This is a genomic window from Pseudomonas sp. GZJR-8 (assembly GCF_002916705.1).
GTDB lineage: Bacteria > Pseudomonadota > Gammaproteobacteria > Pseudomonadales > Pseudomonadaceae > Aquipseudomonas > Aquipseudomonas synxantha_A.
On record NZ_JXSI01000007.1, the window covers coordinates 100315 to 123710 of the forward strand.

The following is a 23396-nucleotide window of genomic DNA, read 5'->3' on the forward strand; positions in this document are numbered from 1 at the left end:
GAATAAGGCAAGCAATTGGGGATCAGAGCAGCACCACGTCGTATTGTTCCTGGGAATACATGGTTTCGACCTGGAAGCGAATCGTGCGACCGATAAAGCTCTCCAGCTCCGCGACGTTCCCCGACTCTTCGTCCAGCAGGCGATCGACCACTTTCTGGTTGGCAAGCACTCTATAACCCTCGGCCTGATAGGCACGTGCCTCACGCAGGATTTCGCGGAAAATTTCGTAGCAAACGGTTTCCGGGGTTTTCAATTTACCCCGCCCCTGGCAACTGCTGCACGGCTCGCACAGCACCTGCTCAAGGCTTTCGCGGGTGCGCTTGCGGGTCATCTGCACCAGGCCCAGCTCGGTGATGCCGATGATGTTGGTCTTGGCGTGATCGCGCTCCAGCTGCTTTTCGAGGGTGCGCAATACCTGGCGCTGGTGCTCCTCATCTTCCATGTCGATGAAGTCGATGATGATGATGCCACCGAGGTTGCGCAGGCGCAGTTGGCGAGCGATCGCCGTGGCGGCTTCCAGGTTGGTCTTGAAGATGGTCTCTTCGAGGTTGCGATGGCCCACGAATGCGCCAGTGTTAACGTCAATGGTGGTCATGGCTTCGGCCGGATCCACCACCAGGTAGCCGCCGGATTTGAGCGGCACCTTGCGCTCCAGGGCTTTCTGGATTTCGTCTTCAACGCCATACAGGTCGAAGATCGGCCGCTCGCCGGGGTAGTGCTCCAGGCGGTCGGCAATTTCCGGCATCAGCTCGGCAACAAATTGCGTGGTGCGCTGGAAGGTTTCCCGCGAGTCGATACGGATTTTCTCAATTTTCGGGCTGACCAGGTCACGCAGCGTACGCAGCGCCAGGCCCAGGTCTTCATAGATGACGCTGGGCGCGCCAATGGTCTTGATCTGTGCGTCGATCTGATCCCACAACCGCCGCAGGTAGCGGATATCCATAAGGATCTCATCAGCGCCGGCGCCTTCGGCGGCGGTACGCAGGATAAACCCGCCCGCTTCCTTGATGCCCTCGGCAGCCACGCAGTCGCTGACCACCTTTTTCAGGCGGTCACGCTCGGCTTCGTCTTCGATCTTCAGGGAAATGCCGACATGGGCAGTGCGCGGCATGTACACCAGGTAGCGCGAGGGAATCGACAACTGGGTGGTCAAGCGTGCGCCCTTGGAGCCGATAGGGTCCTTGGTGACTTGCACCACCAGACTCTGCCCTTCATGCACCAGGGCGCTGATGCTTTCCACCGCAGGGCCTTCGCGCAGGGAAATTTCCGAAGCGTGGATAAACGCAGCACGGTCCAGGCCGATATCGACAAATGCTGCCTGCATACCTGGCAGTACGCGCACCACCTTGCCTTTGTAGATATTGCCGACGATCCCACGCTTTTGGGTACGCTCGACATGCACTTCTTGCAGAACACCGTTCTCTACCACCGCCACGCGCGATTCCATCGGCGTGATATTGATCAGAATCTCTTCACTCATGGCTGGGTCTCGTTCAGGCGTTTTCACAATAGTGACCGATCGCTCAAGGCTTGGCGCTGGAATACGGCGTTCAGCGCACGGTAATGTTTTGCCAACAGGGTATGCCGAATTGGACGAGCAGTTGCGCGGTTTCGCACACGGGCAGGCCAACCACCGCAGAATAACTGCCATTGAGGCCGGCAACGAACACCGAACCCAGGCCTTGGATAGCATAGCCGCCGGCCTTGTCCTGGGGTTCGCCACTGTGCCAGTAGGTTGTAGCCTCTTCGACAGAAAGCTGGCGAAAACGTACAAGACTGCTTACATATCGAGTTTCGCAGCGCTGGCCGTCGGTGAGGGCAATCGCGGTGAGAACTTCATGCTCGCGGCCCGAAAGGGCCATCAGCATTGCCAGCGCGTCGGCCTGGTCCACGGGTTTGCCCAGGATCTGGCCATCAATAATCACCGCCGTATCGGCGCCCAATACGCAGGCGCCCGAGGTTTGGCCAAGCGCAACAAAACCCGCCGTTGCCTTGCCGCGTGCAAGACGCTCGACATAGGCAACGGCAGGTTCGTGGGTAAGCGGTGTTTCATCAATCGCGGCGCTGACTACGGTGAAAGGCACACCGATCTGGGTCAGCAGCTCACGTCGCCGCGGGGAGCCCGAGGCCAGATAAAGCGAAATCATTGCAGCCTCTCCCTGTTGGGTTCGATAACCAGGCAGAGCCTCGCAACCATTCAATTGATTTTATAGCGGCGACGCAGCCCACGCAGGCCAAAACTGATCCAGGGCCACAGCAGTGCACTGACCAGGGCCGGCAAGACCAGCGCCAGGGTGGGCTGACGGTTGCCGGTCAATGCGCTCAGCCACAATTGCACCAACTGCGCCAAACCGAAAATCACCAGGATCACCAGGCACTGCTGCCACATAGGGAACATGCGCAGGCGCTGTTGCAACGACAGCACCAGGAAAGTGATCAGGGTCAGGATCAACGCATTCTGGCCCAGCAAGGTGCCATAGAGCACATCCTCCGCCAAGCCCAGGCACATCGCAGTGACCATGCCCACCTTGTGCGGCAGGTTCAAAGACCAGAACGCCAGCAACAAGGCCAGCCAGAGCGGGCGCAGGATTTCCATGAATTGCGGCAGCGGCGAAACGCTGAGCAGCAAGCCAATAGCGAAAGTCAGCCAGACGATCCAGCCATTGCGCGAATGAGTACCGGCCATTATTCCTCCCTCTGCCGTGTGGTGGCCGGAGCGATTGTCGCAGGCCTCGCAGGCGCGGTGGTCGCCGCCGGTTTAGCCGGGCGAGCACTCTGTGCAGCAGGCTTGGCTGGTGTGGCGACAGGCGCTGCGGTTGCCGGAACGGCCGGCGCAGCCGCAGGCGCTGGTGGCCCGACGAAGGCCGGTTTGGGCACAATGGCGGGGACGACCGGCGCGGTGCCGTTCTGCTTGTCTTCCGCTTCCTGGGCCTGGGCGGCGTCGTTGGCGCGCTCCTCCGGGGTGCGGTTATCGCTGAACACCAGCAGCAGGTAACGGCTACGGTTAAGGGCAGCCGTCGGCACGGCCCGAACGATCGCGAATGGTTGGCCAGAATCGTGGATCACTTCCTTGACCGTCGCCACCGGGTAGCCGGCCGGGAAGCGCTGGCCCAGGCCGGAGCTGACCAGCAGGTCGCCTTCCTTGATATCCGCAGTGTCGGCAACATGGCGCAGTTCGAGGCGTTCGGGGTTGCCGGTACCGCTGGCAATCGCGCGCAAGCCGTTGCGGTTGACCTGAACCGGAATGCTGTGGGTCGTGTCCGTCAGCAGCAGGACGCGCGAGGTGTAGGGCATCAACTCCACCACCTGGCCCATCAGGCCACGGGCATCGAGCACCGGCTGGCCGAGGACCACACCGTCGCGCTCACCCTTATTGATGATGATGCGATGAGTGAACGGGTTCGGATCCATGCCGATCAGCTCGGCGACTTCAACCTTTTCATTGACCAACGCGGAAGAATTGAGCAACTCGCGCAGACGAACGTTCTGCTCGGTGAGGGCCGCCAGCTTTTGCATGCGCCCCTGCAACAGCAGGTTTTCAGTCTTGAGTTTTTCGTTCTCGGCGATCAGCTCGGTGCGGCTGCCAAATTGGCTGGCCACGCCCTGGTAGAGACGTTGTGGCAGGTCGGTGATCCAGTAGGTCTGCATCAACACCAGCGACATCTGGCTACGCACGGGCTTGAGCAGTGCAAAGCGGGCATCGACCACCATCAGCGCGACCGAAAGCACGGTCAGCACCAATAAGCGCACGCCCAATGAGGGGCCTTTGGCGAAAAGCGGTTTAATAAGCCGCTCCTCCCAGGCAAATGTTCTCTTTATTCATACGGCATCAAACCGGCCTGGATGCAGATTGAAGAAGATAAACGCCAACAGGCAGCACTGCAAAGTGCTGCCTGCCGACCAAGCATGAACCATCCAGGCAATCTTATTCGCTGGAGAGCAGGTCCATGGTGTGTTTATCCATCATTTCCAGCGCACGACCACCACCACGAGCAACGCAGGTCAGCGGGTCTTCGGCAACGATCACCGGCAGACCGGTTTCCTGGGCCAGCAGCTTGTCGAGGTCGCGCAGCAAGGCGCCACCACCGGTCAGCACCAGGCCACGCTCGGCGATATCGGAAGCCAGCTCCGGCGGCGACTGCTCCAGGGCACTCTTCACGGCCTGAACGATGGTGGCCAGGGACTCTTGCAGAGCTTCCAGCACTTCATTGGAGTTCAGGGTGAAGGCACGTGGAACGCCTTCGGCCAGGTTGCGACCGCGAACATCGACTTCGCGAACTTCGCCGCCCGGGTAGGCGGTGCCGATTTCCTGCTTGATGCGCTCGGCGGTGGATTCGCCGATCAGGCTGCCGTAGTTGCGACGCACATACGTGATGATCGCTTCGTCGAAACGGTCGCCACCCACGCGCACGGATTCGGCATACACCACACCGTTCAGGGAAATCAGGGCGATTTCGGTCGTACCACCACCGATATCCACCACCATCGAGCCGCGGGCTTCTTCAACCGGCAGGCCGGCACCGATCGCAGCCGCCATCGGCTCTTCGATCAGGAACACTTCGCGGGCACCGGCGCCAAGGGCCGACTCACGGATGGCACGACGCTCAACCTGGGTGGACTTGCACGGAACGCAGATCAGCACACGAGGGCTGGGCTGCAGAAAACTGTTTTCGTGAACCTTGTTGATGAAGTACTGCAGCATCTTCTCGCAGACGCTGAAATCGGCGATCACGCCATCCTTCATCGGACGAATGGCAGCAATGTTGCCTGGTGTACGGCCGAGCATACGCTTGGCCTCGGTGCCAACGGCAACGACACTTTTCTGATTACCATGGGTCCGAATGGCCACAACCGATGGCTCATTCAGAACGATACCGCGCTCGCGCACGTAAATAAGGGTGTTGGCAGTGCCCAGGTCAATGGAAAGATCGCTGGAAAACATGCCACGCAGTTTCTTGAACATGGGAAAGGGACCCTAGGCAACGCGTGGGTAAAAAAGTGCGGCAAACTCTAACAACGACAGGGATTTTGGGCAAGGCGCCAATGTGCTAAATTGGCCGACTTTCTGTGCACCAACCCCCACAATCGCGGCCATATGACCGTAGAAATGCGGTAGTGTTCCGACAATCTAACACACGGACGCCTTCCGTTCTGTTTTCCACTGGAGAATCCCATGGCGCTTGAACGCTCCGACGTGGAAAAAATCGCGCATCTGGCCTCGCTTGGCCTCAATGACGCCGATCTTCCACAGACCACCGCAGCCCTGAACAGCATTCTCGGGCTGGTTGACCAAATGCAGGCCGTCGATACCGACGGCATCGAGCCCCTGGCTCACCCGCTGGAAGCCAGTCAGCGCCTGCGCGCAGACGTCGTGACCGAGCGCAATAACCGCGAGGCCTACCAGTCCATCGCGCCAGCGGTCGAAAACGGCCTGTACCTGGTTCCGAAAGTCATCGACTAAAGGGAAAGAGCCTTTCATGCATCACATGACTCTGGCCGAGATCGCCCGCGGTCTCGCCGACAAAACGTTTTCCAGCGAAGAGCTGACCAAAACCCTGCTTGCGCGTATCGCCGAGCACGATCCCAAGGTCAACAGCTTCATCAGCCTCACCCAAGAGCTGGCCCTGAGCCAGGCCAAGGCCGCCGACGCACGTCGCGCCAACGGTGAAAACAACCCTCTGCTGGGCGCCCCCATCGCCCACAAGGACCTGTTCTGCACCCAGGGCATTCGCACCAGCTGCGGCTCGAAGATGCTCGACAACTTCAAGGCGCCCTACGACGCCACCGTGGTCTCCAAGCTGGCCGCCGCCGGGGCTGTGACCCTGGGCAAGACCAACATGGACGAGTTCGCCATGGGTTCGGCCAACGAGTCGAGCTACTACGGCGCGGTGAAAAACCCGTGGAACCTTGAGCACGTGCCCGGCGGTTCGTCGGGTGGCTCGGCTGCGGCCGTGGCCGCACGCTTCCTGCCCGCCGCTACGGCGACCGACACCGGTGGTTCGATCCGCCAGCCCGCCGCGTTCACCAACCTCACCGGCCTGAAGCCGACCTACGGTCGCGTTTCCCGCTGGGGCATGATCGCCTACGCCTCAAGTCTCGATCAGGGCGGCCCCCTGGCACGCACCGCTGAAGACTGTGCAATATTGTTACAAGGCATGGCAGGCTTCGATAAACAGGACTCCACCAGCATCGATGAGCCCGTGCCGGACTACAGCGCCAGCCTGAATACCTCGCTCAAGGGCCTGCGCATCGGCGTGCCGAAAGAGTACTTCAGCGCCGGCCTCGACCCGCGTATCGCCGATCTGGTGCAAAACAGCATCAAAGAGCTGGAAAAGCTAGGCGCCGTGATCAAGGAAATCAGCCTGCCGAACAACCAGCACGCGATTCCCGCCTATTACGTGATCGCGCCGGCAGAGGCGTCTTCCAACCTGTCGCGCTTCGATGGCGTGCGCTTCGGCTATCGCTGCGAAAACCCGAAAGACCTCACCGACCTGTACAAACGCTCCCGTGGCGAAGGCTTCGGCAGTGAAGTCCAGCGCCGGATCATGGTCGGTGCCTATGCCCTGTCCGCCGGCTACTACGACGCGTACTACCTCAAGGCGCAGAAAATCCGTCGCCTGATCAAGAACGATTTCATGGCCGCCTTCGAAGAAGTCGACGTGATCCTCGGCCCGACCACGCCGAACCCGGCCTGGAAAATCGGCGCCAAGACCGGCGACCCGATCGCCGAGTACCTGGAAGACCTCTACACCATTACCGCCAACCTCGCGGGCCTGCCGGGCTTGTCCATGCCCGCCGGTTTCGTCGATGGCTTGCCGGTAGGCGTACAATTGCTCGCCCCGTATTTCCAGGAAGGCCGCCTGCTCAATGTGGCGCACCAGTACCAGTTGCACACCGACTGGCACACCCGCACCCCTACCGGCTTCTGAGGAGAACACTATGCAATGGGAAGTTGTGATCGGGCTGGAGATTCATACCCAGCTCGCCACCCAATCGAAGATTTTCTCCGGTAGCGCCACCACGTTCGGCTCTGAGCCCAACACCCAGGCCAGCCTGGTCGACCTGGGCATGCCCGGTGTGCTGCCGGTGCTGAACCAGGAAGCGGTGCGCATGGCGGTGATGTTCGGCCTGGCGATTGACGCCGAAATCGGCCAGCACAACGTGTTTGCACGCAAGAACTACTTCTATCCGGACCTGCCCAAGGGCTACCAGATCAGCCAGATGGAACTGCCGATCGTCGGCAAGGGCCACCTGGACATCCCGCTGGAAGACGGCACCATCAAGCGTGTCGGCGTAACCCGTGCGCACCTGGAAGAAGACGCCGGCAAGAGCCTGCACGAAGAATTCCCCGGCGCCACCGGTATCGACCTGAACCGTGCCGGCACGCCGCTGCTGGAAATCGTCTCCGAACCGGACATGCGCAGTGCCAAGGAAGCCGTGGCCTACGTCAAGACCATCCACGCGCTGGTGCGCTACCTGGGCATCTGCGACGGCAACATGGCCGAAGGCTCGCTGCGTTGCGACTGCAACGTGTCGATCCGGCCAAAGGGCCAGGTTGAGTTCGGCACCCGCTGCGAGATCAAGAACGTCAACTCGTTCCGCTTCATCGAGAAGGCGATCAACAGCGAAGTGCGTCGCCAGATCGAATTGATCGAGGACGGCGGCAAGGTGATCCAGCAAACGCGCCTGTACGACCCGAACAAAGACGAAACCCGCGCCATGCGCAGCAAAGAGGAAGCCAACGACTACCGTTACTTCCCCGACCCGGACCTGTTGCCGGTGGTGCTGGAAGATTCGTTCCTCAACGACATCCGCGCCACCCTGCCGGAACTGCCGCAGCAAAAACGCGAGCGCTTCCAGGAGCAGTTCGGCCTGTCGGTCTACGATGCCAGCGTGCTGGCCTCCAGCCGTGAACAAGCCAACTACTTCGAAAAAGTCGTGAGCATTGCCGGCGACGCCAAGCTGGCGGCCAACTGGGTGATGGTCGAACTGGGCAGCCTGCTGAACAAACAGGGCCTGGAAATCGACGAAGCGCCCGTCACTGCCGAACAATTGGGCGGCATGCTGCTGCGCATCAAGGACAACACCATCTCCGGCAAAATCGCCAAGACGGTGTTCGAAGCGATGGCCGCGGGTGAAGGCAACGCCGACGAGATCATCGAGAAGCGTGGTCTCAAGCAAGTCACCGACAGCGGCGCGATTTCGGCCGTACTCGATGAAATGCTCGCGGCGAATGCCGAACAGGTCGAGCAATACCGCGCCGCAGACGAAGCCAAGCGCGGCAAGATGTTCGGCTTCTTTGTCGGCCAGGCCATGAAAGCCTCCAAGGGCAAAGCCAACCCGCAACAGGTGAACGAACTGCTTAAAAGCAAGCTCGAAGGCTGATTGCGGTGAATGGTTGGAGCAGACTTCAAGGTCTGGCTCCAACCTGTGTGGGAGGGGGCTTGCTCCCTCTCCACATTTTTTATTGGGGATGTCCTGACAATGAAACGTCTACTCGGCCTCCTGGCCTTGTCCTCCCTGCTGGCCGGTTGCGCCAGCGGTCTCATCGACCCCAACGGTTACGACGAAACCGGCACCGCCTCCTATTACGGCGCCAAACACCATGGCAAAAGAACCGCCAGTGGTGAACCCTTCAACCAGAACGCCTTGACCGCTGCGCATCGGCGCCTGCCCTTCGGTACGCGGGTCAAAGTGACCAACCTGAACAACGACCGATCGGTCGTGGTGCGCATCAATGACCGCGGCCCGCACACCCGTGGGCGCCTGATCGACGTTTCCCGCAAGGCTGCCGAGCAACTGCGTATGCTGGGCAGCGGCACCGCACGGGTTCGCGTGCAAGCCCTGAACAACTGATTGAGGCCGCCTTGAGTATTTTCGGATTGAACGCCCTTTCGCCCTGGAGCCTGCTCGAACTGGTCGGCGGCTTGCTGCTGTTGATCGTCGGCGCCGAGATCCTGGTACGCGCCGCCGTGCGCCTGGCGGCCAGCCTCAAAGTGCGACCGCTGATCATCGGCTTGAGCGTTGTCGCCTTCGGCAGCAGCGCGCCGCAGATGGCCGTCAGCCTCCAGGCCACGCTGGCCGGCAATACCGATATCGCCGTGGGTAGCGTTATTGGCAGCAGCATTTTCAATATCCTCGTCACCCTGGGCCTGTCGGCGCTGATCATTCCACTGCGGGTCTCACGGCAACTGGTGCGTGTGGATATCCCGGTGATGATATTCGCCGGTCTGCTGGTGTTTATCCTGGCCGCCAATGAAGTGCTGACCCCGCTCGATGGTGTTTTGCTGCTGGTGGCGCTGGTAGCTTACCTTGGCGTGCTGCACCACCAGACGCGTCACTCACGCCGCCCGCGCACCCTGGACACCGTGGCCAAGGCACCCTGGTTGAGCAGCGCGTTGCTGATGTTCGCCGGGCTATTGGTGCTGGTACTGGCCGGGCATTTGTTGCTGGGCGCCGCGGTGGAAGTGGCGGGCGACCTGGGCTTGTCGGAGCGCGTCATCGGCCTGACGCTCATCGGCGTGGGCACCTCGCTACCCTGCCTTGCCACATCGCTGATCGCCGCCTTGCGGGGCGAGCGGGAAATTGCGGTGGGCAACGTGATCGGCAGCAACCTGTTCAACCTGCTGGGAGTGCTGGGCTTTACCGCGCTGGTGGCGCCGTCGCCGCTGTCGGTATCACCCAATGCCCTGGACTTCGATTTGCCGGTAATGCTCGGTGCCATCGTCCTGTGCCTGCCGGTGTTTTATACCGGCTACCGCGTGACGCGTATCGAAGGGCTGGTGCTGCTGGGGTTGTACCTGGCGTACGGGCTGCACGTAATGGCCTTCACCACCGGTATGCCCCTGGCCAACAAGCTTGAACAATTGATGCTGTATTACGTCCTGCCGGCGTTGGTGGCTTTGCTGTTGTTCACCTCTGTGCGCGCCTGGCACCGCCAACACAAGAGGGAATCGAAATGACCGATCAGAAAAAACCCGGAGTTGAGGTACGACGCCAAGTCATGGGCGACGCATTCGTCGACCGCGCCCTGGGTAATGCCACGGCGTTCACCCAGCCGCTGCAGGACTTCGTCAATGAACATGCGTGGGGCGCTGTCTGGAACCGCGAAGGCTTGCCGCTCAAGACCCGCAGCCTGATCACCCTCGCCGCCCTGACAGCCCTCAAATGCCCGCAGGAACTCAAGGGCCACGTGCGCGGTGCACTTAATAATGGCTGCACGGTAGACGAGATTCGCGAAGCGCTGCGCGGTGTATGCCGGTGTGCCGGCGGCGATTGATGCCTTTCGGGCGGCGCAGGAAGTGATCGAAAGCTACCAGAAAGACGCCTAGATCCAGCCACCCGCCTGCAATACGAAAATCCCGATATTGGTGGTCACCGCCGCCATCAGCGTAGTGATCACGATAATCGCCGCCGCCAGCTCATGATTGCCTTGCGCCGCCCTGGCCATCACGAAGCTGGCCGCGGCTGTCGGCGCGCCGAAGTACAGGAACAGAATCCCCAGCTCCGGCCCGCGAAAGCCCAGCAACCAAGCGCCCAAGGTTGCGATCACCGGCAACCAGATCATCTTCATCAGGCTCGCACTCAACGCCATGTTGCCGCTCTTGCGCAGCGCGGCCATGGACAAGGTGCCGCCGATGCAAATCAACGCCAACGGCAGCGTGGTATCCGACAGGTACTGCAAGGACTTTTCGAACCAGCCGGGCAAGCTGATCTGAAAGTACGCGAACGGCGCAGCAACGATCACGCTGATGATCAGTGGGTTAGCCACCACACTCTTGAAAATGCTCCACGGGTCGGACTTGATCACCGGGCTGTACACCGCCAGCACAATGGTCGACAGCGTGTTGTAAAACAGGATCACCAGCGCCGCGAGGATTGCGCCCAGGGAGATCCCGTAGTCACCGTACATACTGGCGGCGAGCGCCAGGCCGATCACCCCGTTATTGCCGCGAAACGCACCCTGGGTGTAAATGCCCCGGTCTTCACGCTTGCAGCGAAAAATCGCCCAGCCCCAGGCCAAAGCAAAGCTCGCCAGGGTGGCGACGGCAAAATAGACCAGCAAACCCGGCTTGAGTGCCGCGTGCAGATCGGCATGCAGGATGCCCAGGAACAGTAGCGCCGGCATGGTGACGTTGAACACCAGCGACGACGCGGTATGGATAAAGTTGTCGTTGATCCAGTTGATGCGCTTGAGCAGCACACCCAGAAACAGCATGGCAAACACCGGCGCGGTGATGGTGAGGGTGGTAAGGAAGATTGCCAGCATGCCGGGGAGAACCTTGGTGGGCGTCGTTAGTTGGCTAATGATAAGCCATGCAGCCCGTGTCGTCTGGTCTACCGCTATCGGGAGCAAGCCCCCTCCCACATTTGAACGCATTCATTCTGTTGAAATGCGGACCAATGTGGGAGGGGGCTTGCTCCCGATGCAGGCGACTCGGTCTCAGGTAATCGGCGCCGGGTTGAACAGCGTGATGTCGTTATGCAACTTGTGATGCTCCGCCCACGTCTGCTTCCTGCCACTGGCCACGTCCAGGTAGAAGTGAAACAACTCCCAGCCCAGCTCCTCGATGCTCGCGCGCCCGGTGGCAATGCGCCCGGCGTCGATATCGATCAGGTCCGGCCAGCGCTGGGCCAGCTCGGTGCGGGTCGACACCTTGACCACCGGCGCCATCGCCAGCCCGTACGGCGTGCCACGCCCGGTGGTGAATACATGCAGGTTCATCCCTGCCGCCAGTTGCAAGGTGCCGCACACAAAATCACTGGCCGGGGTGGCGCAAAAAATCAGGCCCTTGCCCTTCAAGCGCTCGCCGGGGCCGAGCACGCCGTTGATCGCGCTGCTGCCGGACTTGACGATGGAGCCCAATGACTTCTCGACAATATTCGACAGCCCGCCCTTCTTGTTGCCCGGCGTGGTATTGGCACTGCGGTCTGCTTCACCCTTGGCCAGGTAACGGTCATACCAGTCCATTTCCCTGACCAGTTCCCGGGCAACCTCCTGGTTCTGCGCCCGGGAAGTCAGCAGGTAAATGGCATCGCGCACTTCAGTCACTTCGGAAAACATCACCGTCGCGCCGGCCCGCAGTAACAAGTCCGAGGCATACCCCAGCGCCGGGTTGGCGGTGATACCGGAAAACGCATCACTACCACCGCACTGCATACCCAGGATCAGCTCGCTAGCCGGCACGGTTTCCCGACGGCGCTGGTCGAGTTTCTTCAAGCGCACCTCGGCCAGCGCCATGATCTGCTCAATCATTTCGGTAAAGCCATGGCTGGAATCCTGCAGGCGATACAACCACGGCTCGCTCAAGTCCACCGAGCTGTCGTTATCGTGCATCACCTGGCCGGCCTGCAATTTCTCGCAGCCCAGGCTGATCACCAGGGCTTCACCGCCCAGGTTCGGGTTGCGCGCCAGATTGCGCACGGTGCGGATCGGGATATAGGCATCCGTCGCCGTAATCGCCACGCCGCAGCCGTAGCTGTGAGTCAGCGCCACCACATCATCGACGTGGGGATACTTGGGCAGCAACTCATCCTTGATGCGCTTGACTGCGTGGTCCAGCACGCCGGTGACGCACTGCACGGTGGTGGTGATACCGAGGATATTGCGCGTGCCCACGGTACCGTCGGCATTGCGATAGCCCTCGAAGGTGAACCCCTCCAGCGGTGCCTGGGTTTCAGGCACCTCGGTGGACAGCGGCAAGCTGTCCAGCGGTGGCGCGGTGGGCATGCGCAGTTGATCTTCCTGCACCCAACAGCCACGCGGAATCGGAGCCAGGGCGTAACCGATGGTCTGACCGTAGCGGATAATCCGGCCGCCCTCGGGGATATCTTCCAGTGTGACCTTGTGGCTCTGGGGTATGAACTCCACGGTGACCAGGCCGTCGGGGAATTCGGTCCCCGCCGGTACACCCTGGTCGTTTACCACGATCACCACATTGTCGCGCTCGTGCAAACGGATCGAGCGCGGCGAGTCGGCATGTTCAATCAACTGCATCACACGAACCTCAGGAATGCGCTTGGGAAAGGTTGGTCAACTCAGGGCCTTTGGCGGGCGGCTCTTTGAGCACCACGCGCTTGATCGGGCCGACAATCACCAGGTAGCTGAACACTGCGACCAGCGCGTTGGCGCCGACGAACACCAGGGCCCATTTGAACGAGCCGGTAGTGCTGATGATGTAGCCAATGACAATCGGCGTGGTGATCGACGCCAGGTTACCGAAGGTGTTGAACAGGCCGCCACTGAGGCCGGCGATCTGCTTCGGCGAGGTGTCGGACACTACCGCCCAACCCAGTGCGCCAACGCCTTTGCCGAAGAACGCCAGGGCCATGAAGCCCACCACCATCCATTCGATGTCCACGTAATTGCAGGCCACGATACTGCTGGAGATCAGCAGGCCGCCAATGATCGGCGCCTTGCGTGCAAAGGTCAGCGAGTGGCCTTTACGCAGCAGGTAGTCAGAGATCACCCCGCCGAGCACACCGCCGATAAAGCCGCAGATCGCCGGCAACGAGGCGATAAAACCAGCCTTGAGGATGGTCATGCCGCGATCCTGCACCAGATACACCGGGAACCAGGTCAGAAAGAAGTAGGTGATGCCGTTGATGCAGTACTGGCCCAGGTACACGCCGAGCATCATGCGGTTGGTCAATAACTGGCGAATGTAATCCCACTTCGGCCCATCAGTTTTCTTACCCTTGCCCTTGTCCTGATCCATGTCGACCATCGCGCCGTTGGCAGCGATGTGGTTGAACTCGGCCTCGTTGATCATCGGATGCTGGCGCGGGCTGTGGATAACTTTCAGCCAGATCAGCGAGAACACGATGCCGATCACGCCCATCACGATAAACACATGCTGCCAGCCGAAGCGGTAGACGATCCAGCCCATCAATGGCGCAAACAACACCGTGGCGAAGTACTGCGCCGAATTGAAGATTGCCGATGCGGTGCCGCGCTCAGCCGTAGGAAACCACGCCGCAACAATACGGGCATTGCCCGGAAACGACGGCGCCTCGGCCAGGCCCACCATAAAGCGCAGCATGAACAGCGCCACTACGGCGGTGGAGACGCCGAACTCACCGACATAGCCTTGCAGCACGGTGAATAGCGACCAGGTGAAGATGCTCAAGGCGTATATTTTTTTCGAGCCGAAGCGGTCGAGCAGCCAGCCGCCAGGAATTTGCCCGGCCACGTAAGCCCAACCGAATGCGGAGAAGATGTAACCGAGGGTGACCGCGTCGATGCCGAGGTCTTTTTGCAGGCTGGAGCCGGCGATGGCGATAGTTGCGCGGTCGGCATAGTTGATCGTGGTCACCAGAAACAGCATGAGCAGGATCAAATAGCGGACATGGGTCGGCTTGGTCGCTTGCATGAAGAGGTACTCCCACTAATTATTTTTTTTGCGGGTAATGATTTTTTGTTTTTCCTGTGGGAGCCGGGCTTGCCCGCAATGCAGACACCTCGGTGTGTCAGCAAGACCGAGGTGATGCTATCGCAGGCAAGCCAGCTCCCACATAAAGCCAGTGCCACAGGATGCTGCGTATTACGAGCCGATATAGCTGGTCTTCACCACGGTGTAGAACTCTTGCGCATAGCGACCTTGCTCGCGCGAACCGTAGGATGAGCCCTTACGGCCACCGAATGGAACGTGGTAGTCCACACCCGCCGTCGGCAGGTTGACCATCACCATCCCGGCCTGGGAGTGGCGTTTGAAGTGGTTGGCGTACTTCAGCGACGTAGTGGCGATACCCGCCGACAGGCCGAATTCGGTGTCGTTGGCCATGGCCAGCGCCGCCTCGTAGTCAGCCACACGCACCACGTTGGCCACCGGGCCGAAAATTTCTTCACGGCTGATGCGCATCGCCGCTTCGCTGTCGGCAAACAAGGTCGGCGCCAGGTAATAGCCTTCGGTGTCGCAGGTCACCAGGCCGCCACCGCTGACCAGCCGCGCACCTTCGCTTTGGCCGATGTCGATGTATTTCATGTCCTGGTCCAACTGGGCCTGGGACACCACTGGCCCGATGTCGATGCCGGTATGCAACGCGTGGCCGACCTTGATCGACTTCATGCGCTCAGCCATTGCCGCAACAAACCGGTCATGAATACCGGCGGTGACAATCAAACGGCTCGACGCGGTGCAACGCTGGCCGGTGGAATAGAACGCGCTCTGCACCGACAACTCCACCGCCTGCTTGAGGTCGGCGTCATCGAGGATGATCTGCGGGTTCTTGCCGCCCATTTCCAACTGCACTTTGGCCTGGCGCGACACACAATTGACGGCGATCTGACGACCCACGCCAACGGAGCCGGTGAAGCTGATGCCATCGACTTTCGGGCTGTTAACCAACACGTCACCGACGACACGACCGCTGCCCATCACCAGGTTGAACACACCAGCAGGGAAACCAGCGCGAGAAATGATCTCCGTCAGGGCCCAGGCGCAACCCGGCACCAGCTCCGCAGGTTTGATCACCACGCAGTTGCCGTAGGCCAGGGCCGGGGCGATTTTCCACGCGGGAATGGCAATCGGGAAATTCCATGGAGTAATCAGCCCCACCACGCCAAGGGCTTCGCGAGTCACTTCAACGCTGACGCCCGGACGCACCGAGGGCACGTAATCACCTGAAAGGCGCAGGCATTCACCGGCGAAGAACTTGAAAATATTACCGGCGCGGGTCACTTCGCCGATGGCTTCGGGCAGGGTCTTGCCCTCTTCCCGGGCCAACAAGGTGCCGAGCTCTTCGCGACGGGCAAGGATTTCACTGCCGACTTTATCCAGCGCGTCGTGGCGCGCCTGGATACCGGACGTGGACCAGGCCGGGAAAGCGGCGCGGGCCGCGTCAATGGCCGCGTTGACTTGGGCCACGTCCGCTTTGGCGTATTCGCCGATGACATCGGACAAATCAGACGGGTTGATATTGGTGCAATAGTCGGCGCCGGTTACCCATTCACCGTTGATGTAGTTTTCGAAACGCTTTGCTTGGGACACAAATCTTCTCCTGACGCAAAAGGCCGCTGATTGCTCAGCGGCCTTGTGGATAATTTATTGCGCGCCTTGCTTGTCGATCAGCGCGGCCAGGGCTTCGTATTCTTCCGGCAACAGATCGGTCAGCGGCGTACGCACCGGGCCGGCGTCATACCCGACAATTTTCGCGCCGGCCTTGACGATGCTCACTGCGTACCCGGCTTTGCGATTACGGATGTCCAGGTAAGGCAGGAAGAAGTCATCAATGATCTTGTCGACGGTGACGTGATCTTCGCGGGCAATGGCGTGGTAGAAATCCATGGCGGTTTTCGGGATGAAGTTGAACACCGCCGAGGAGTACACCGGCACTCCAAGGGCTTTGTAGGCCGCGGCGTAAACCTCTGCAGTCGGCAGGCCGCCGAGGTAGCTGAATCGGTCACCCAGGCGGCGACGGATCGACACCATCAGCTCGATATCACCCAGGCCATCCTTGTAGCCGATCAGGTTCGGGCAACGTTCGGCCAGACGCTCCAACAGCGGCGCGGTCAGGCGGCAGACATTGCGGTTGTAAACCACCACGCCGATCTTGACCGACTTGCACACCGCTTCAACGTGGGCAGCAACCCCGTCCTGGCTGGCTTCGGTAAGGTAGTGCGGCAGCAGCAGCAAGCCTTTGGCACCGAGGCGTTCCGCCTCCTGGGCGTACTCGATGGCCTGGCGGGTCGAACCGCCCACACCGGCAAGAATCGGCACGCTGGACGCGCAAGTGTCCACGGCGGTTTTTACCACTTGGGAATATTCGCTGGCAGCGAGGGAAAAAAACTCACCCGTCCCACCGGCTGCGAACAACGCGGTGGCGCCGTAAGGGGCTAGCCATTCGAGGCGCTTGATGTAGCCCGCCTGGTGGAAGTCACCCTGGGCGTTGAAATCGGTCACCGGGAAAGACAGCAGACCGTGGGAGAGGATGGACTTCAGTTCTTGTGGATTCATTATTCGAACACCCTGGGCGAAGACTTTCTGAGGAAAGCGTTGTTGTTGGTTTTGATGTCGTACGTCATCGTACAACTATAAAAAGATTCGTCAACTGCAATTCGTTGAGCCTCCGCTCGCACCTGACGTGTGGATTGCAACTCTTGACGTAGGAAATTTCTCACCTATAGTAACTTTAACTGTATATACATACAGTTAAAAAGGAAGATTCCCACGACATAGCAAGGAGCTAACATGTCAGGTCTTGAACTAGCAGTACCCGAGAAACTCCCGCCAACCCTGCGTTTTGAAGGGGGTGAACACACCGCCATCGGCGATGAAACCCTGCTGCGCTTCGCCAAGGACGCTGCGGCGATTCCTGCACACCAGGTGCAATTGCATCTGCCCAACGGGCTCGCGCTGACCTACGGCCAAGTGATCGCTTTGGGTGGCGATTTCTATGGCATCCCCGGCCAAGCCATCAGCGATGGCGCCTCTGCGGCCGAGCGCGTGCAACGTTTCACTGCAGCCTTCAACTCTCTCGCCGTATTGCCCGCCTCACGGGAAGAGGCGCAGAAGATCCTGGCGGTGATGCAAAAGGAAATCAACGCCGTCAAGCAGGCGATCAAGGATGGCAAACAACCCCATGAAGCCTACGACGCACTGGGTGATACGTTGTCGGAGGAGTGGAACCGCATCACGGGTGGCGGCAGCGCTGTTTCGGCCCTGATTCCCTTGGGACGCTACCTCAAGCTGGCAGCGGACAATGCCGATCACTTCGGTGAGTGGGCCTTGTCCGCGTACCTGGCCGGTCACACGGCGGCGCTGCAACAAGCCGTTGTGGCCCACCAGACGGGTACCGACCAGGCCCTGGAACTGGCCTATGCGATGAACAGCTTCGCTGATCACTTCTTGACCGACCTGTTTTCTGCCGGGCACCTGCGAGTGCCGCGCAAACAGTTGGCAGCCGTTGTGACGCCAGGTGAACTGGGCTCGCTGATCAGCCGCTTCATGCACGACGAAGACAGCAAGTTCGGGCTCAAGGTGCGTAATGCCATGGGTGATCAGTGGCATGCCTACGGCGACAAGCGCTACTTCGACAGCATCGACGCCGATAATCGCGTGCAGGTAAAACGTGCGGTGCAGGCTTCGGCAGACGAAATCTTCGAAACCTTCATCAGCGGCGTCACGCCCTCCCCGGCCAGCTTCAAGGCACCGCTGTATGTGCCCGACCTGAACGCCGCGCAAAACCCGGCGAATAACTTCTCGCCGTTGTTCAAGATGGAGGGGGACAAGGTGCTGCGGCGCAAGGACGTCAATGACCTGAACGACAAACACTGGACCAATGATTGGTGGGGGTGGAGTACGTATCTGTTGCTCAAAGACTACAAGCCCAATCAACCCGCCAGCTAAACAGGCCCGGTACTCCAGATAATGGAGATCAAATGTGGGAGATGGCTTGCCTGCGAATGCACTGGTTCAGTAACAAACTCAATGACTGACACACCGCTATCGCAGGCAAGCCAGCTCCCACACGGGATATGGCAAACCTCAGCCGCGCTGCGCTTCTGCCTCTTCATGGGCATGGCGCAGCCGCTCACGGCTGTTGGTCAAATGCAGACGCATGGCCGCCCGCGCCGCATCCGAATCCTGACGGGCAATTGCCTCATAGATTTCTTCGTGTTCGCGACTCAGGCGGCTCATGTAATGCTGCTGGTCATCATGGGCCAGGCGCGCCGAATTCAAGCGGGTACGCGGAATGATGCTGGTACCCAGGTGGGTCATGATGTCGGTGAAGTAGCGGTTGCCGGTAGACAGTGCAATTTCCAGGTGGAAGGCAAAGTCTGACGCCACCGCATCACCAGCGTGGGCCGCACTTTCATTCAGCGCATCAAGGGCCGCACGCATGGCGGCCAGTTGTGCATCACTGCGACGCAAGGCGGCAAGGCCCGCCGACTCTACTTCCAGGCTGATACGCAGCTCCAGAATCGCCAGCACATCACGCAAGGTCACCACGGTGGCCGGGTCAATGCGGAAACCGCTAGGGCTGGGCGTGTCCAACACAAAGGTGCCGATACCATGGCGGGTCTCGACCTGCCCCGCCGCCTGCAAGCGCGAGATGGCCTCGCGCACCACGGTGCGGCTGACGCCGTGGGCGTCCATGATCGCCGACTCGGTAGGCAGTTTATCGCCGCGTTTGAGCTGGCCATCGCGGATCTGCTCGGACAACACCGTGACCAATTCCTGGGCAAGGCTGCGGCGCTTGCGGGGCAGACGTGGAGCGGCGCTGGCGTTTTCCATGATGAACCATCTTTCTCGGCGAACTGAAGACCGCATCATAGCCCATGGTGGTTGTACGATCACCGTTGTGGCGCGACTTTCATCCATATCCTTCGCGCAAAAAAATGCCCCGACAAACGTCGAGGCATTTTTCAGAGGGGTCTGAAGGCAAAATCCGCCTACTTCACCACTTTCAAGCTCGGCCGACCGCTAGGACGCGGCGGCTCGCTGTCCGGTGGCGGTAGATCATCACCGCCTTCACCGTCGATCGTTTCGTCGTCCTCGAAAGGCGACTCCAGATCGAACACCATGCCTTGGCCATTCTCCCGGGCGTAGATCCCGAGGATGGCACCAATCGGCACGAACAGCGTATGTGGTACGCCACCGAAACGCCCTTCAAAGCTCACCGCTTCGTTGTCCATGTGCAGATGGCGCACGGCACTGGGCGATACGTTCAGCACGATTTGTCCGTCGCTGGCGAAACCCTGTGGCACATCCACCTTGGGAAACTCGGAATTGACCAGCATGTGCGGTGTGCAATCGTTGTCCACAATCCACTCATAGAGCGCGCGGACCAAATAAGGTCGACTGGAGTTCATCAACGGCTCCTTAAGCCTTAGCGCATATCGCGTTCGACACCAGACAGACTCGCCTGGAAAGCCTCACGCGCAAATTGGCGCTCCATGTAATCAAGCAGCGGCTTGGCCGGCCGTGGCAGTTCAATGCCCAGGATCGGCAAGCGCCAGAGTATGGGTAATAGGCAGCAATCCACCAGGCTTTGTTCCTCACTGAGGAAAAAAGGTTTATCAGCGAACAGCGGCGAAACACCGGTCAGGCTTTCGCGCAATTCCTTGCGCGCCTGCACCCGAGCGGCTTCCTTAGAACGCGAATCCAAAATGACATCCACCAGCCCGCACCAGTCACGCTGGATCCGATGGATCAGCAGGCGGCTGTTGGCACGCGCTACCGGGTACACCGGCAGCAAAGGCGGATGCGGGTAACGCTCATCCAAGTATTCCATCACCACGGTTGACTCCCACAACGCCAGGTCACGATCGACCAGGGTGGGCAAGCTGCCGTAAGGGTTCACTTCGATCAGTTTCGGCGGATGACGGCCCGCCTCCACACTGATGATCTCGGCGCTGACACCCTTCTCTGCGAGCACGATGCGTACTCGGTGGGAATAGTGGTCGGCGGGGTCGGAGTAACAGGCCAACCGATTGGTCACGCCCATGGCGGTCCTCCTCGCTTGTTGAAATTATCGAAAGCTCAAAAACGAGCGCGCCCAGAGAGCATCTCTGTAACGTCCGGTCAAACCAGGCGTTACGTGTTCAGAGATGCCGCTGGGCGCGCAAGATTAACAGCAATTGCTTACGGTTGGATCAATGCACATCCTTCCAGTATTCGCGCTTGAGCAGATAAGCGAATACGAAGAAGAAAGCCAGGTACAGCAAGACGTACGTACCGATGCGCTGGTGCTGCAGTTTGACCGGGTTGGCCGAGTAGGCCAGGAAGGTCACCAGGTTCTTGACCTTCTCGTCGAACTGCTCTTCGTTCAGCGTACCGGTCTTGGGCACGATGGTCAGTTGATCGCATGCTTCATGGGTCAGAGGCGTACCGGTCAACGGATCATATTGCTTCTTGCCGTCTTCAACGACCTGAACCTGCTTGCATCCTACCACTTGACGACCCTGCAGGCCGACCAGAACGTTCGGCATGCCGACGTTCGGGAAGACTTTGTTGTTCACGCCATACGGGCGCGCAGGGTCTTCGTAGAAGGATTTCAGGTAGCCGTAGAGCCAGTCGGTGCCGCGCACGCGGGCCACCAGGGTCAGGTCGGGCGGTGCGGCGCCGAACCAGGCCTTGGCATCGGCCGGTTGCATGCCGGTGTTCATGTGGTCGCCGATCTTCGCGCCAGTGAACACCGCGTGGCTGAGCATCACTTCATGGGGGATGCCCAAGTCATCGGCGACACGCTCGTAACGTTGGAACTTGGCGCTGTGGCAACCCATGCAGTAGTTGGTGAATGTACGCAGCCCATCCTGCATGGCGGCCTTGTCAGACACATCGATATCGACTTTTTCCAGCTGCGCGCCATGCTCGGCGGCGAAGGACAGTAGCGGCAGGGCCGCAAGCACGAATGCAACGAATAATTTTTTCATCAGCCAGTCACCCTTTCCGGAACCGGTTTGGTCTTCTCGAGCCGGGTATAGAACGGCATCAGAATGAAGTAGGCGAAGTACAGGAAGGTGCAGACCTGCGACAGCAACGTACGCTCGGGGGTCGGCGCCAGCACGCCTAGCACGCCCAGGATCACGAACGAAATGCAGAACACCCACAGCCAGATCTTGCTCAGCCAGCCTTTGTAGCGCATCGACTTGACCGGGCTCCGATCGAGCCACGGCAGCACGAACAGCACCGCGATGGCTGCGCCCATGGCGATCACGCCCATGAGTTTGTCGGGGATCGCACGCAAGATCGCGTAGAACGGCGTGAAGTACCAGACCGGGGCAATATGCTCGGGCGTCTTGAAGGCGTTGGCCTGTTCGAAGTTAGGTTTCTCCAGGAAATAACCACCCATCTCCGGGAAAAAGAACACGATCGAGCAGAACACAAACAGGAACACCACTACGCCGACAATGTCTTTCACGGTGTAGTAAGGGTGGAATGGAATGCCGTCGAGCGGGATGCCGTTCTCGTCCTTGTGCTTCTTGATGTCCACACCATCAGGGTTGTTGGAACCCACTTCGTGCAGTGCCAGGATGTGCAGTACCACAAGGCCCAGGATCACGATCGGCAGGGCCACCACGTGCAAGGCGAAGAAGCGGTTCAGGGTGATGCCGGAGATCAGGTAGTCGCCACGAATCCACTGGGTCAGGTCGTTGCCGATCACCGGGATTGCACCGAACAGCGAGATGATCACCTGGGCGCCCCAGTACGACATCTGGCCCCATGGCAGCAGGTAGCCCATGAAGGCTTCGGCCATCAGCGCCAGGTAGATCAACATGCCAAACACCCACACCAGCTCACGCGGCTTCTGGTACGAACCGTAGAGCAGGCCACGGAACATGTGCATGTAGACGACGATGAAGAACGCTGACGCGCCTGTGGAGTGCAGCAGGCGCAGGATCGAGCCGTACTCGACGTCGCGCATGATGTATTCGACGGAAGCAAAGGCCTCTTCCGCCGACGGGGTGTAGCTCATCGTCAACCACACGCCGGTGACGATCTGGTTGACCAGCACCAACAAGGCCAGGGAGCCAAAAAAGTAGAAGAAGTTGAAGTTTTTTGGCGCGTAATATTTGCTGAGATGGTCTTCCCACATTTTGGTGGCGGGGAAGCGCGCATCCACCCAATCCATGAACTTGCTCATCACGCGTTCTCCTTGTCGAGGCCAATGACTATGAGGTCGTCAGTTTCGTAGGTATGCGGAGGCACGGGCAGGTTCAATGGAGCAGGCTGGGATTTGTAGACACGGCCAGCGAGGTCGTAGTGCGAGCCGTGGCAGGGGCAGAAATAACCACCGACCCAATCCTTGCCCAGATCGACAGGGGCCACTTCCGGGCGGAAGGTAGGCGAGCAACCCAAGTGGGTACACAGACCAACCAGCAACAGGATCTCTGGCTTGATCGAACGCATTTCGTTCTTGGCGTAGGCGGGCTGATCGGAATTTTCGGATTTCGGGTCAGACAACTGGCCTTCGATCTTTTTCAGATTCCCCAGGATTTCCTCGGTACGGCGAACAATGAAAACCGGCTGGCCGCGCCATTCAGCAATCATCTGCTGACCTGGCTCGATCTTGCTGACATTCACCTTCACCGGTGCACCTGCGGCTTTCGCCTTGGCACTGGGAAACCATGACCCCACGAACGGGACCGCAGCCCCCACCGCTCCTGCAGCACCCACCACGGATGTGGCTGCTACCAAGAAGCGACGCCGGCCTGCATTCACGCCGTCATTGCTCATTCAGTCCTCTCCCATCAGCTTTTTGGCCTGTTAAATCAGGCGTCTACTAAGTGTTGAATCTTTACTTATAAAAATTTTGACGGATGGTAATGAAAAGCCCCACGTATGACAAGGGAATTGCCCGGGCCTCCGCCCTCAGGCCTTGTAGTATAGGGGGTCTACGGATGTGGCAAGTTGTCACGGCGAAAAATGTGCATAAATCGCAGGCAATAAAAA

22 protein-coding genes and 1 pseudogene are annotated in these 23396 nt (G+C 59.8%); 7 read left to right on the forward strand and 16 right to left on the reverse strand.

Annotated features, from left to right (window positions below; translation table 11 throughout):
• Positions 1-22: 22 nt before the first annotated feature.
• The 5 genes from rng to mreB all read right to left on the reverse strand — a co-directional run bounded on the left by rng (position 23) and on the right by mreB (position 4963).
• Entirely contained in the window at positions 23-1480 is a 1458-nt protein-coding gene (rng, locus tag TK42_RS15620; RefSeq protein ID WP_046070915.1) for a ribonuclease G, read from the reverse strand.
• A gap of 70 nt (positions 1481-1550) precedes the next feature.
• Positions 1551-2147, reverse strand: a complete 597-nt coding sequence (locus tag TK42_RS15625) for a nucleoside triphosphate pyrophosphatase (protein WP_103734629.1) — start codon at positions 2145-2147, stop codon at positions 1551-1553.
• Between the two features lie 50 nt (positions 2148-2197).
• Entirely contained in the window at positions 2198-2686 is a 489-nt protein-coding gene (mreD, locus tag TK42_RS15630; RefSeq protein ID WP_003188558.1) for a rod shape-determining protein MreD, read from the reverse strand.
• Positions 2686-3786 (reverse strand): rod shape-determining protein MreC, encoded by a 1101-nt coding sequence (gene mreC / locus TK42_RS15635; RefSeq protein WP_103734630.1) that lies wholly within the window; start codon positions 3784-3786, stop codon positions 2686-2688. The genes mreD and mreC overlap by 1 nt, the downstream gene beginning before the upstream one ends.
• Positions 3787-3925: 139 nt before the next feature.
• On the reverse strand, positions 3926-4963 hold the full coding sequence (gene mreB / locus TK42_RS15640) for a rod shape-determining protein MreB (RefSeq protein WP_002555108.1): 1038 nt from the start codon (positions 4961-4963) through the stop codon (positions 3926-3928).
• A gap of 210 nt (positions 4964-5173) precedes the next feature.
• Here mreB and gatC point away from each other — a divergent pair, with 210 nt between their 5' ends.
• The 6 genes and pseudogenes from gatC (at position 5174) to TK42_RS15670 (ending at position 10331) form a co-directional block, all read left to right on the forward strand.
• Positions 5174-5461, forward strand: coding sequence for an Asp-tRNA(Asn)/Glu-tRNA(Gln) amidotransferase subunit GatC (gene gatC, locus TK42_RS15645; protein ID WP_005784804.1), 288 nt, complete (start codon positions 5174-5176; stop codon positions 5459-5461).
• A 16-nt stretch (positions 5462-5477) separates the two neighbouring features.
• Positions 5478-6929: an Asp-tRNA(Asn)/Glu-tRNA(Gln) amidotransferase subunit GatA gene (gene gatA, locus TK42_RS15650; protein WP_032877795.1), complete on the forward strand. Its 1452-nt coding sequence runs from the start codon at positions 5478-5480 to the stop codon at positions 6927-6929.
• Positions 6930-6939: 10 nt separating this feature from the next.
• Positions 6940-8385: an Asp-tRNA(Asn)/Glu-tRNA(Gln) amidotransferase subunit GatB gene (gene gatB / locus TK42_RS15655; protein ID WP_005784800.1), complete on the forward strand. Its 1446-nt coding sequence runs from the start codon at positions 6940-6942 to the stop codon at positions 8383-8385.
• A 99-nt stretch (positions 8386-8484) separates the two neighbouring features.
• The gene (locus TK42_RS15660) at positions 8485-8856 is read left to right on the forward strand and encodes a septal ring lytic transglycosylase RlpA family protein (RefSeq protein WP_005784798.1); all 372 of its coding nucleotides are present in this window, start codon (positions 8485-8487) and stop codon (positions 8854-8856) included.
• A gap of 26 nt (positions 8857-8882) precedes the next feature.
• Positions 8883-9962, forward strand: coding sequence for a calcium/sodium antiporter (locus tag TK42_RS15665; RefSeq protein WP_005784796.1), 1080 nt, complete (start codon positions 8883-8885; stop codon positions 9960-9962).
• Positions 9959-10331: pseudogene (locus TK42_RS15670) on the forward strand (carboxymuconolactone decarboxylase family protein). The gene TK42_RS15665 and the pseudogene TK42_RS15670 overlap by 4 nt, the downstream one beginning before the upstream one ends.
• On the opposite strand, the gene TK42_RS15675 reads toward TK42_RS15670, so the two are convergent.
• The 5 genes from TK42_RS15675 to kdgD form a co-directional block, all read right to left on the reverse strand.
• Entirely contained in the window at positions 10328-11269 is a 942-nt protein-coding gene (locus TK42_RS15675; RefSeq protein WP_103734631.1) for an AEC family transporter, read from the reverse strand. The pseudogene TK42_RS15670 and the gene TK42_RS15675 sit on opposite strands and share 4 nt — an antisense overlap.
• Before the next feature lie 174 nt (positions 11270-11443).
• The gene (gene garD / locus TK42_RS15680; protein ID WP_103734632.1) at positions 11444-12997 is read right to left on the reverse strand and encodes a galactarate dehydratase; all 1554 of its coding nucleotides are present in this window, start codon (positions 12995-12997) and stop codon (positions 11444-11446) included.
• A 10-nt stretch (positions 12998-13007) separates the two neighbouring features.
• Complete coding sequence (locus TK42_RS15685; RefSeq protein ID WP_005784790.1) at positions 13008-14372, reverse strand: MFS transporter; 1365 nt, start codon at positions 14370-14372, stop codon at positions 13008-13010.
• A 171-nt stretch (positions 14373-14543) separates the two neighbouring features.
• The gene (locus TK42_RS15695; RefSeq protein ID WP_078820288.1) at positions 14544-15989 is read right to left on the reverse strand and encodes an aldehyde dehydrogenase family protein; all 1446 of its coding nucleotides are present in this window, start codon (positions 15987-15989) and stop codon (positions 14544-14546) included.
• 54 nt (positions 15990-16043) lie between these two features.
• Positions 16044-16955 (reverse strand): 5-dehydro-4-deoxyglucarate dehydratase, encoded by a 912-nt coding sequence (gene kdgD / locus TK42_RS15700; RefSeq protein WP_005784786.1) that lies wholly within the window; start codon positions 16953-16955, stop codon positions 16044-16046.
• A 234-nt stretch (positions 16956-17189) separates the two neighbouring features.
• Here kdgD and TK42_RS15705 point away from each other — a divergent pair, with 234 nt between their 5' ends.
• On the forward strand, positions 17190-18347 hold the full coding sequence (locus TK42_RS15705; protein ID WP_103734634.1) for a phospholipase: 1158 nt from the start codon (positions 17190-17192) through the stop codon (positions 18345-18347).
• Between the two features lie 138 nt (positions 18348-18485).
• On the opposite strand, the gene TK42_RS15710 is transcribed toward TK42_RS15705, so the two are convergent.
• From TK42_RS15710 to petA, 6 genes are all read right to left on the reverse strand, one after another.
• On the reverse strand, positions 18486-19235 hold the full coding sequence (locus TK42_RS15710) for a FadR/GntR family transcriptional regulator (RefSeq protein WP_032877801.1): 750 nt from the start codon (positions 19233-19235) through the stop codon (positions 18486-18488).
• Positions 19236-19393: 158 nt separating this feature from the next.
• Entirely contained in the window at positions 19394-19813 is a 420-nt protein-coding gene (locus tag TK42_RS15715; RefSeq protein ID WP_005784780.1) for a ClpXP protease specificity-enhancing factor, read from the reverse strand.
• A 17-nt stretch (positions 19814-19830) separates the two neighbouring features.
• Complete coding sequence (locus TK42_RS15720) at positions 19831-20448, reverse strand: glutathione S-transferase N-terminal domain-containing protein (RefSeq protein ID WP_005784778.1); 618 nt, start codon at positions 20446-20448, stop codon at positions 19831-19833.
• A gap of 148 nt (positions 20449-20596) precedes the next feature.
• Entirely contained in the window at positions 20597-21376 is a 780-nt protein-coding gene (locus TK42_RS15725) for a cytochrome c1 (RefSeq protein WP_032877802.1), read from the reverse strand.
• A complete protein-coding gene (locus TK42_RS15730) occupies positions 21376-22587 on the reverse strand; it encodes a cytochrome bc complex cytochrome b subunit (RefSeq protein ID WP_032877803.1) in 1212 nt (403 codons plus the stop codon). The genes TK42_RS15725 and TK42_RS15730 overlap by 1 nt, the downstream gene beginning before the upstream one ends.
• The gene (gene petA / locus TK42_RS15735) at positions 22587-23180 is read right to left on the reverse strand and encodes a ubiquinol-cytochrome c reductase iron-sulfur subunit (protein ID WP_032877804.1); all 594 of its coding nucleotides are present in this window, start codon (positions 23178-23180) and stop codon (positions 22587-22589) included. Before petA ends, TK42_RS15730 begins: the two co-directional genes overlap by 1 nt.
• Positions 23181-23396: the final 216 nt, after the last annotated feature.

What these genes read in the sequence shown, in the direction of transcription:
- petA (WP_032877804.1), bottom strand. Translation starts at nt 23,180, where the DNA reads ATGAGCAATGACGGCGTGAATGCAGGCCGGCGTCGCTTCTTGGTAGCA.
- TK42_RS15725 (WP_032877802.1), bottom strand. Translation starts at nt 21,376, where the DNA reads ATGAAAAAATTATTCGTTGCATTCGTGCTTGCGGCCCTGCCGCTACTG.
- rng (WP_046070915.1), bottom strand. Translation starts at nt 1,480, where the DNA reads ATGAGTGAAGAGATTCTGATCAATATCACGCCGATGGAATCGCGCGTG.
- mreD (WP_003188558.1), bottom strand. Translation starts at nt 2,686, where the DNA reads ATGGCCGGTACTCATTCGCGCAATGGCTGGATCGTCTGGCTGACTTTC.
- TK42_RS15710 (WP_032877801.1), bottom strand. Translation starts at nt 19,235, where the DNA reads ATGGAAAACGCCAGCGCCGCTCCACGTCTGCCCCGCAAGCGCCGCAGC.
- TK42_RS15705 (WP_103734634.1), top strand. Translation starts at nt 17,190, where the DNA reads ATGTCAGGTCTTGAACTAGCAGTACCCGAGAAACTCCCGCCAACCCTG.
- TK42_RS15730 (WP_032877803.1), bottom strand. Translation starts at nt 22,587, where the DNA reads ATGAGCAAGTTCATGGATTGGGTGGATGCGCGCTTCCCCGCCACCAAA.
- TK42_RS15685 (WP_005784790.1), bottom strand. Translation starts at nt 14,372, where the DNA reads ATGCAAGCGACCAAGCCGACCCATGTCCGCTATTTGATCCTGCTCATG.
- garD (WP_103734632.1), bottom strand. Translation starts at nt 12,997, where the DNA reads ATGCAGTTGATTGAACATGCCGACTCGCCGCGCTCGATCCGTTTGCAC.
- TK42_RS15625 (WP_103734629.1), bottom strand. Translation starts at nt 2,147, where the DNA reads ATGATTTCGCTTTATCTGGCCTCGGGCTCCCCGCGGCGACGTGAGCTG.
- gatC (WP_005784804.1), top strand. Translation starts at nt 5,174, where the DNA reads ATGGCGCTTGAACGCTCCGACGTGGAAAAAATCGCGCATCTGGCCTCG.
- TK42_RS15660 (WP_005784798.1), top strand. Translation starts at nt 8,485, where the DNA reads ATGAAACGTCTACTCGGCCTCCTGGCCTTGTCCTCCCTGCTGGCCGGT.
- TK42_RS15675 (WP_103734631.1), bottom strand. Translation starts at nt 11,269, where the DNA reads ATGCTGGCAATCTTCCTTACCACCCTCACCATCACCGCGCCGGTGTTT.
- TK42_RS15720 (WP_005784778.1), bottom strand. Translation starts at nt 20,448, where the DNA reads ATGGGCGTGACCAATCGGTTGGCCTGTTACTCCGACCCCGCCGACCAC.
- TK42_RS15715 (WP_005784780.1), bottom strand. Translation starts at nt 19,813, where the DNA reads ATGAACTCCAGTCGACCTTATTTGGTCCGCGCGCTCTATGAGTGGATT.
- gatA (WP_032877795.1), top strand. Translation starts at nt 5,478, where the DNA reads ATGCATCACATGACTCTGGCCGAGATCGCCCGCGGTCTCGCCGACAAA.
- kdgD (WP_005784786.1), bottom strand. Translation starts at nt 16,955, where the DNA reads ATGAATCCACAAGAACTGAAGTCCATCCTCTCCCACGGTCTGCTGTCT.
- mreB (WP_002555108.1), bottom strand. Translation starts at nt 4,963, where the DNA reads ATGTTCAAGAAACTGCGTGGCATGTTTTCCAGCGATCTTTCCATTGAC.
- gatB (WP_005784800.1), top strand. Translation starts at nt 6,940, where the DNA reads ATGCAATGGGAAGTTGTGATCGGGCTGGAGATTCATACCCAGCTCGCC.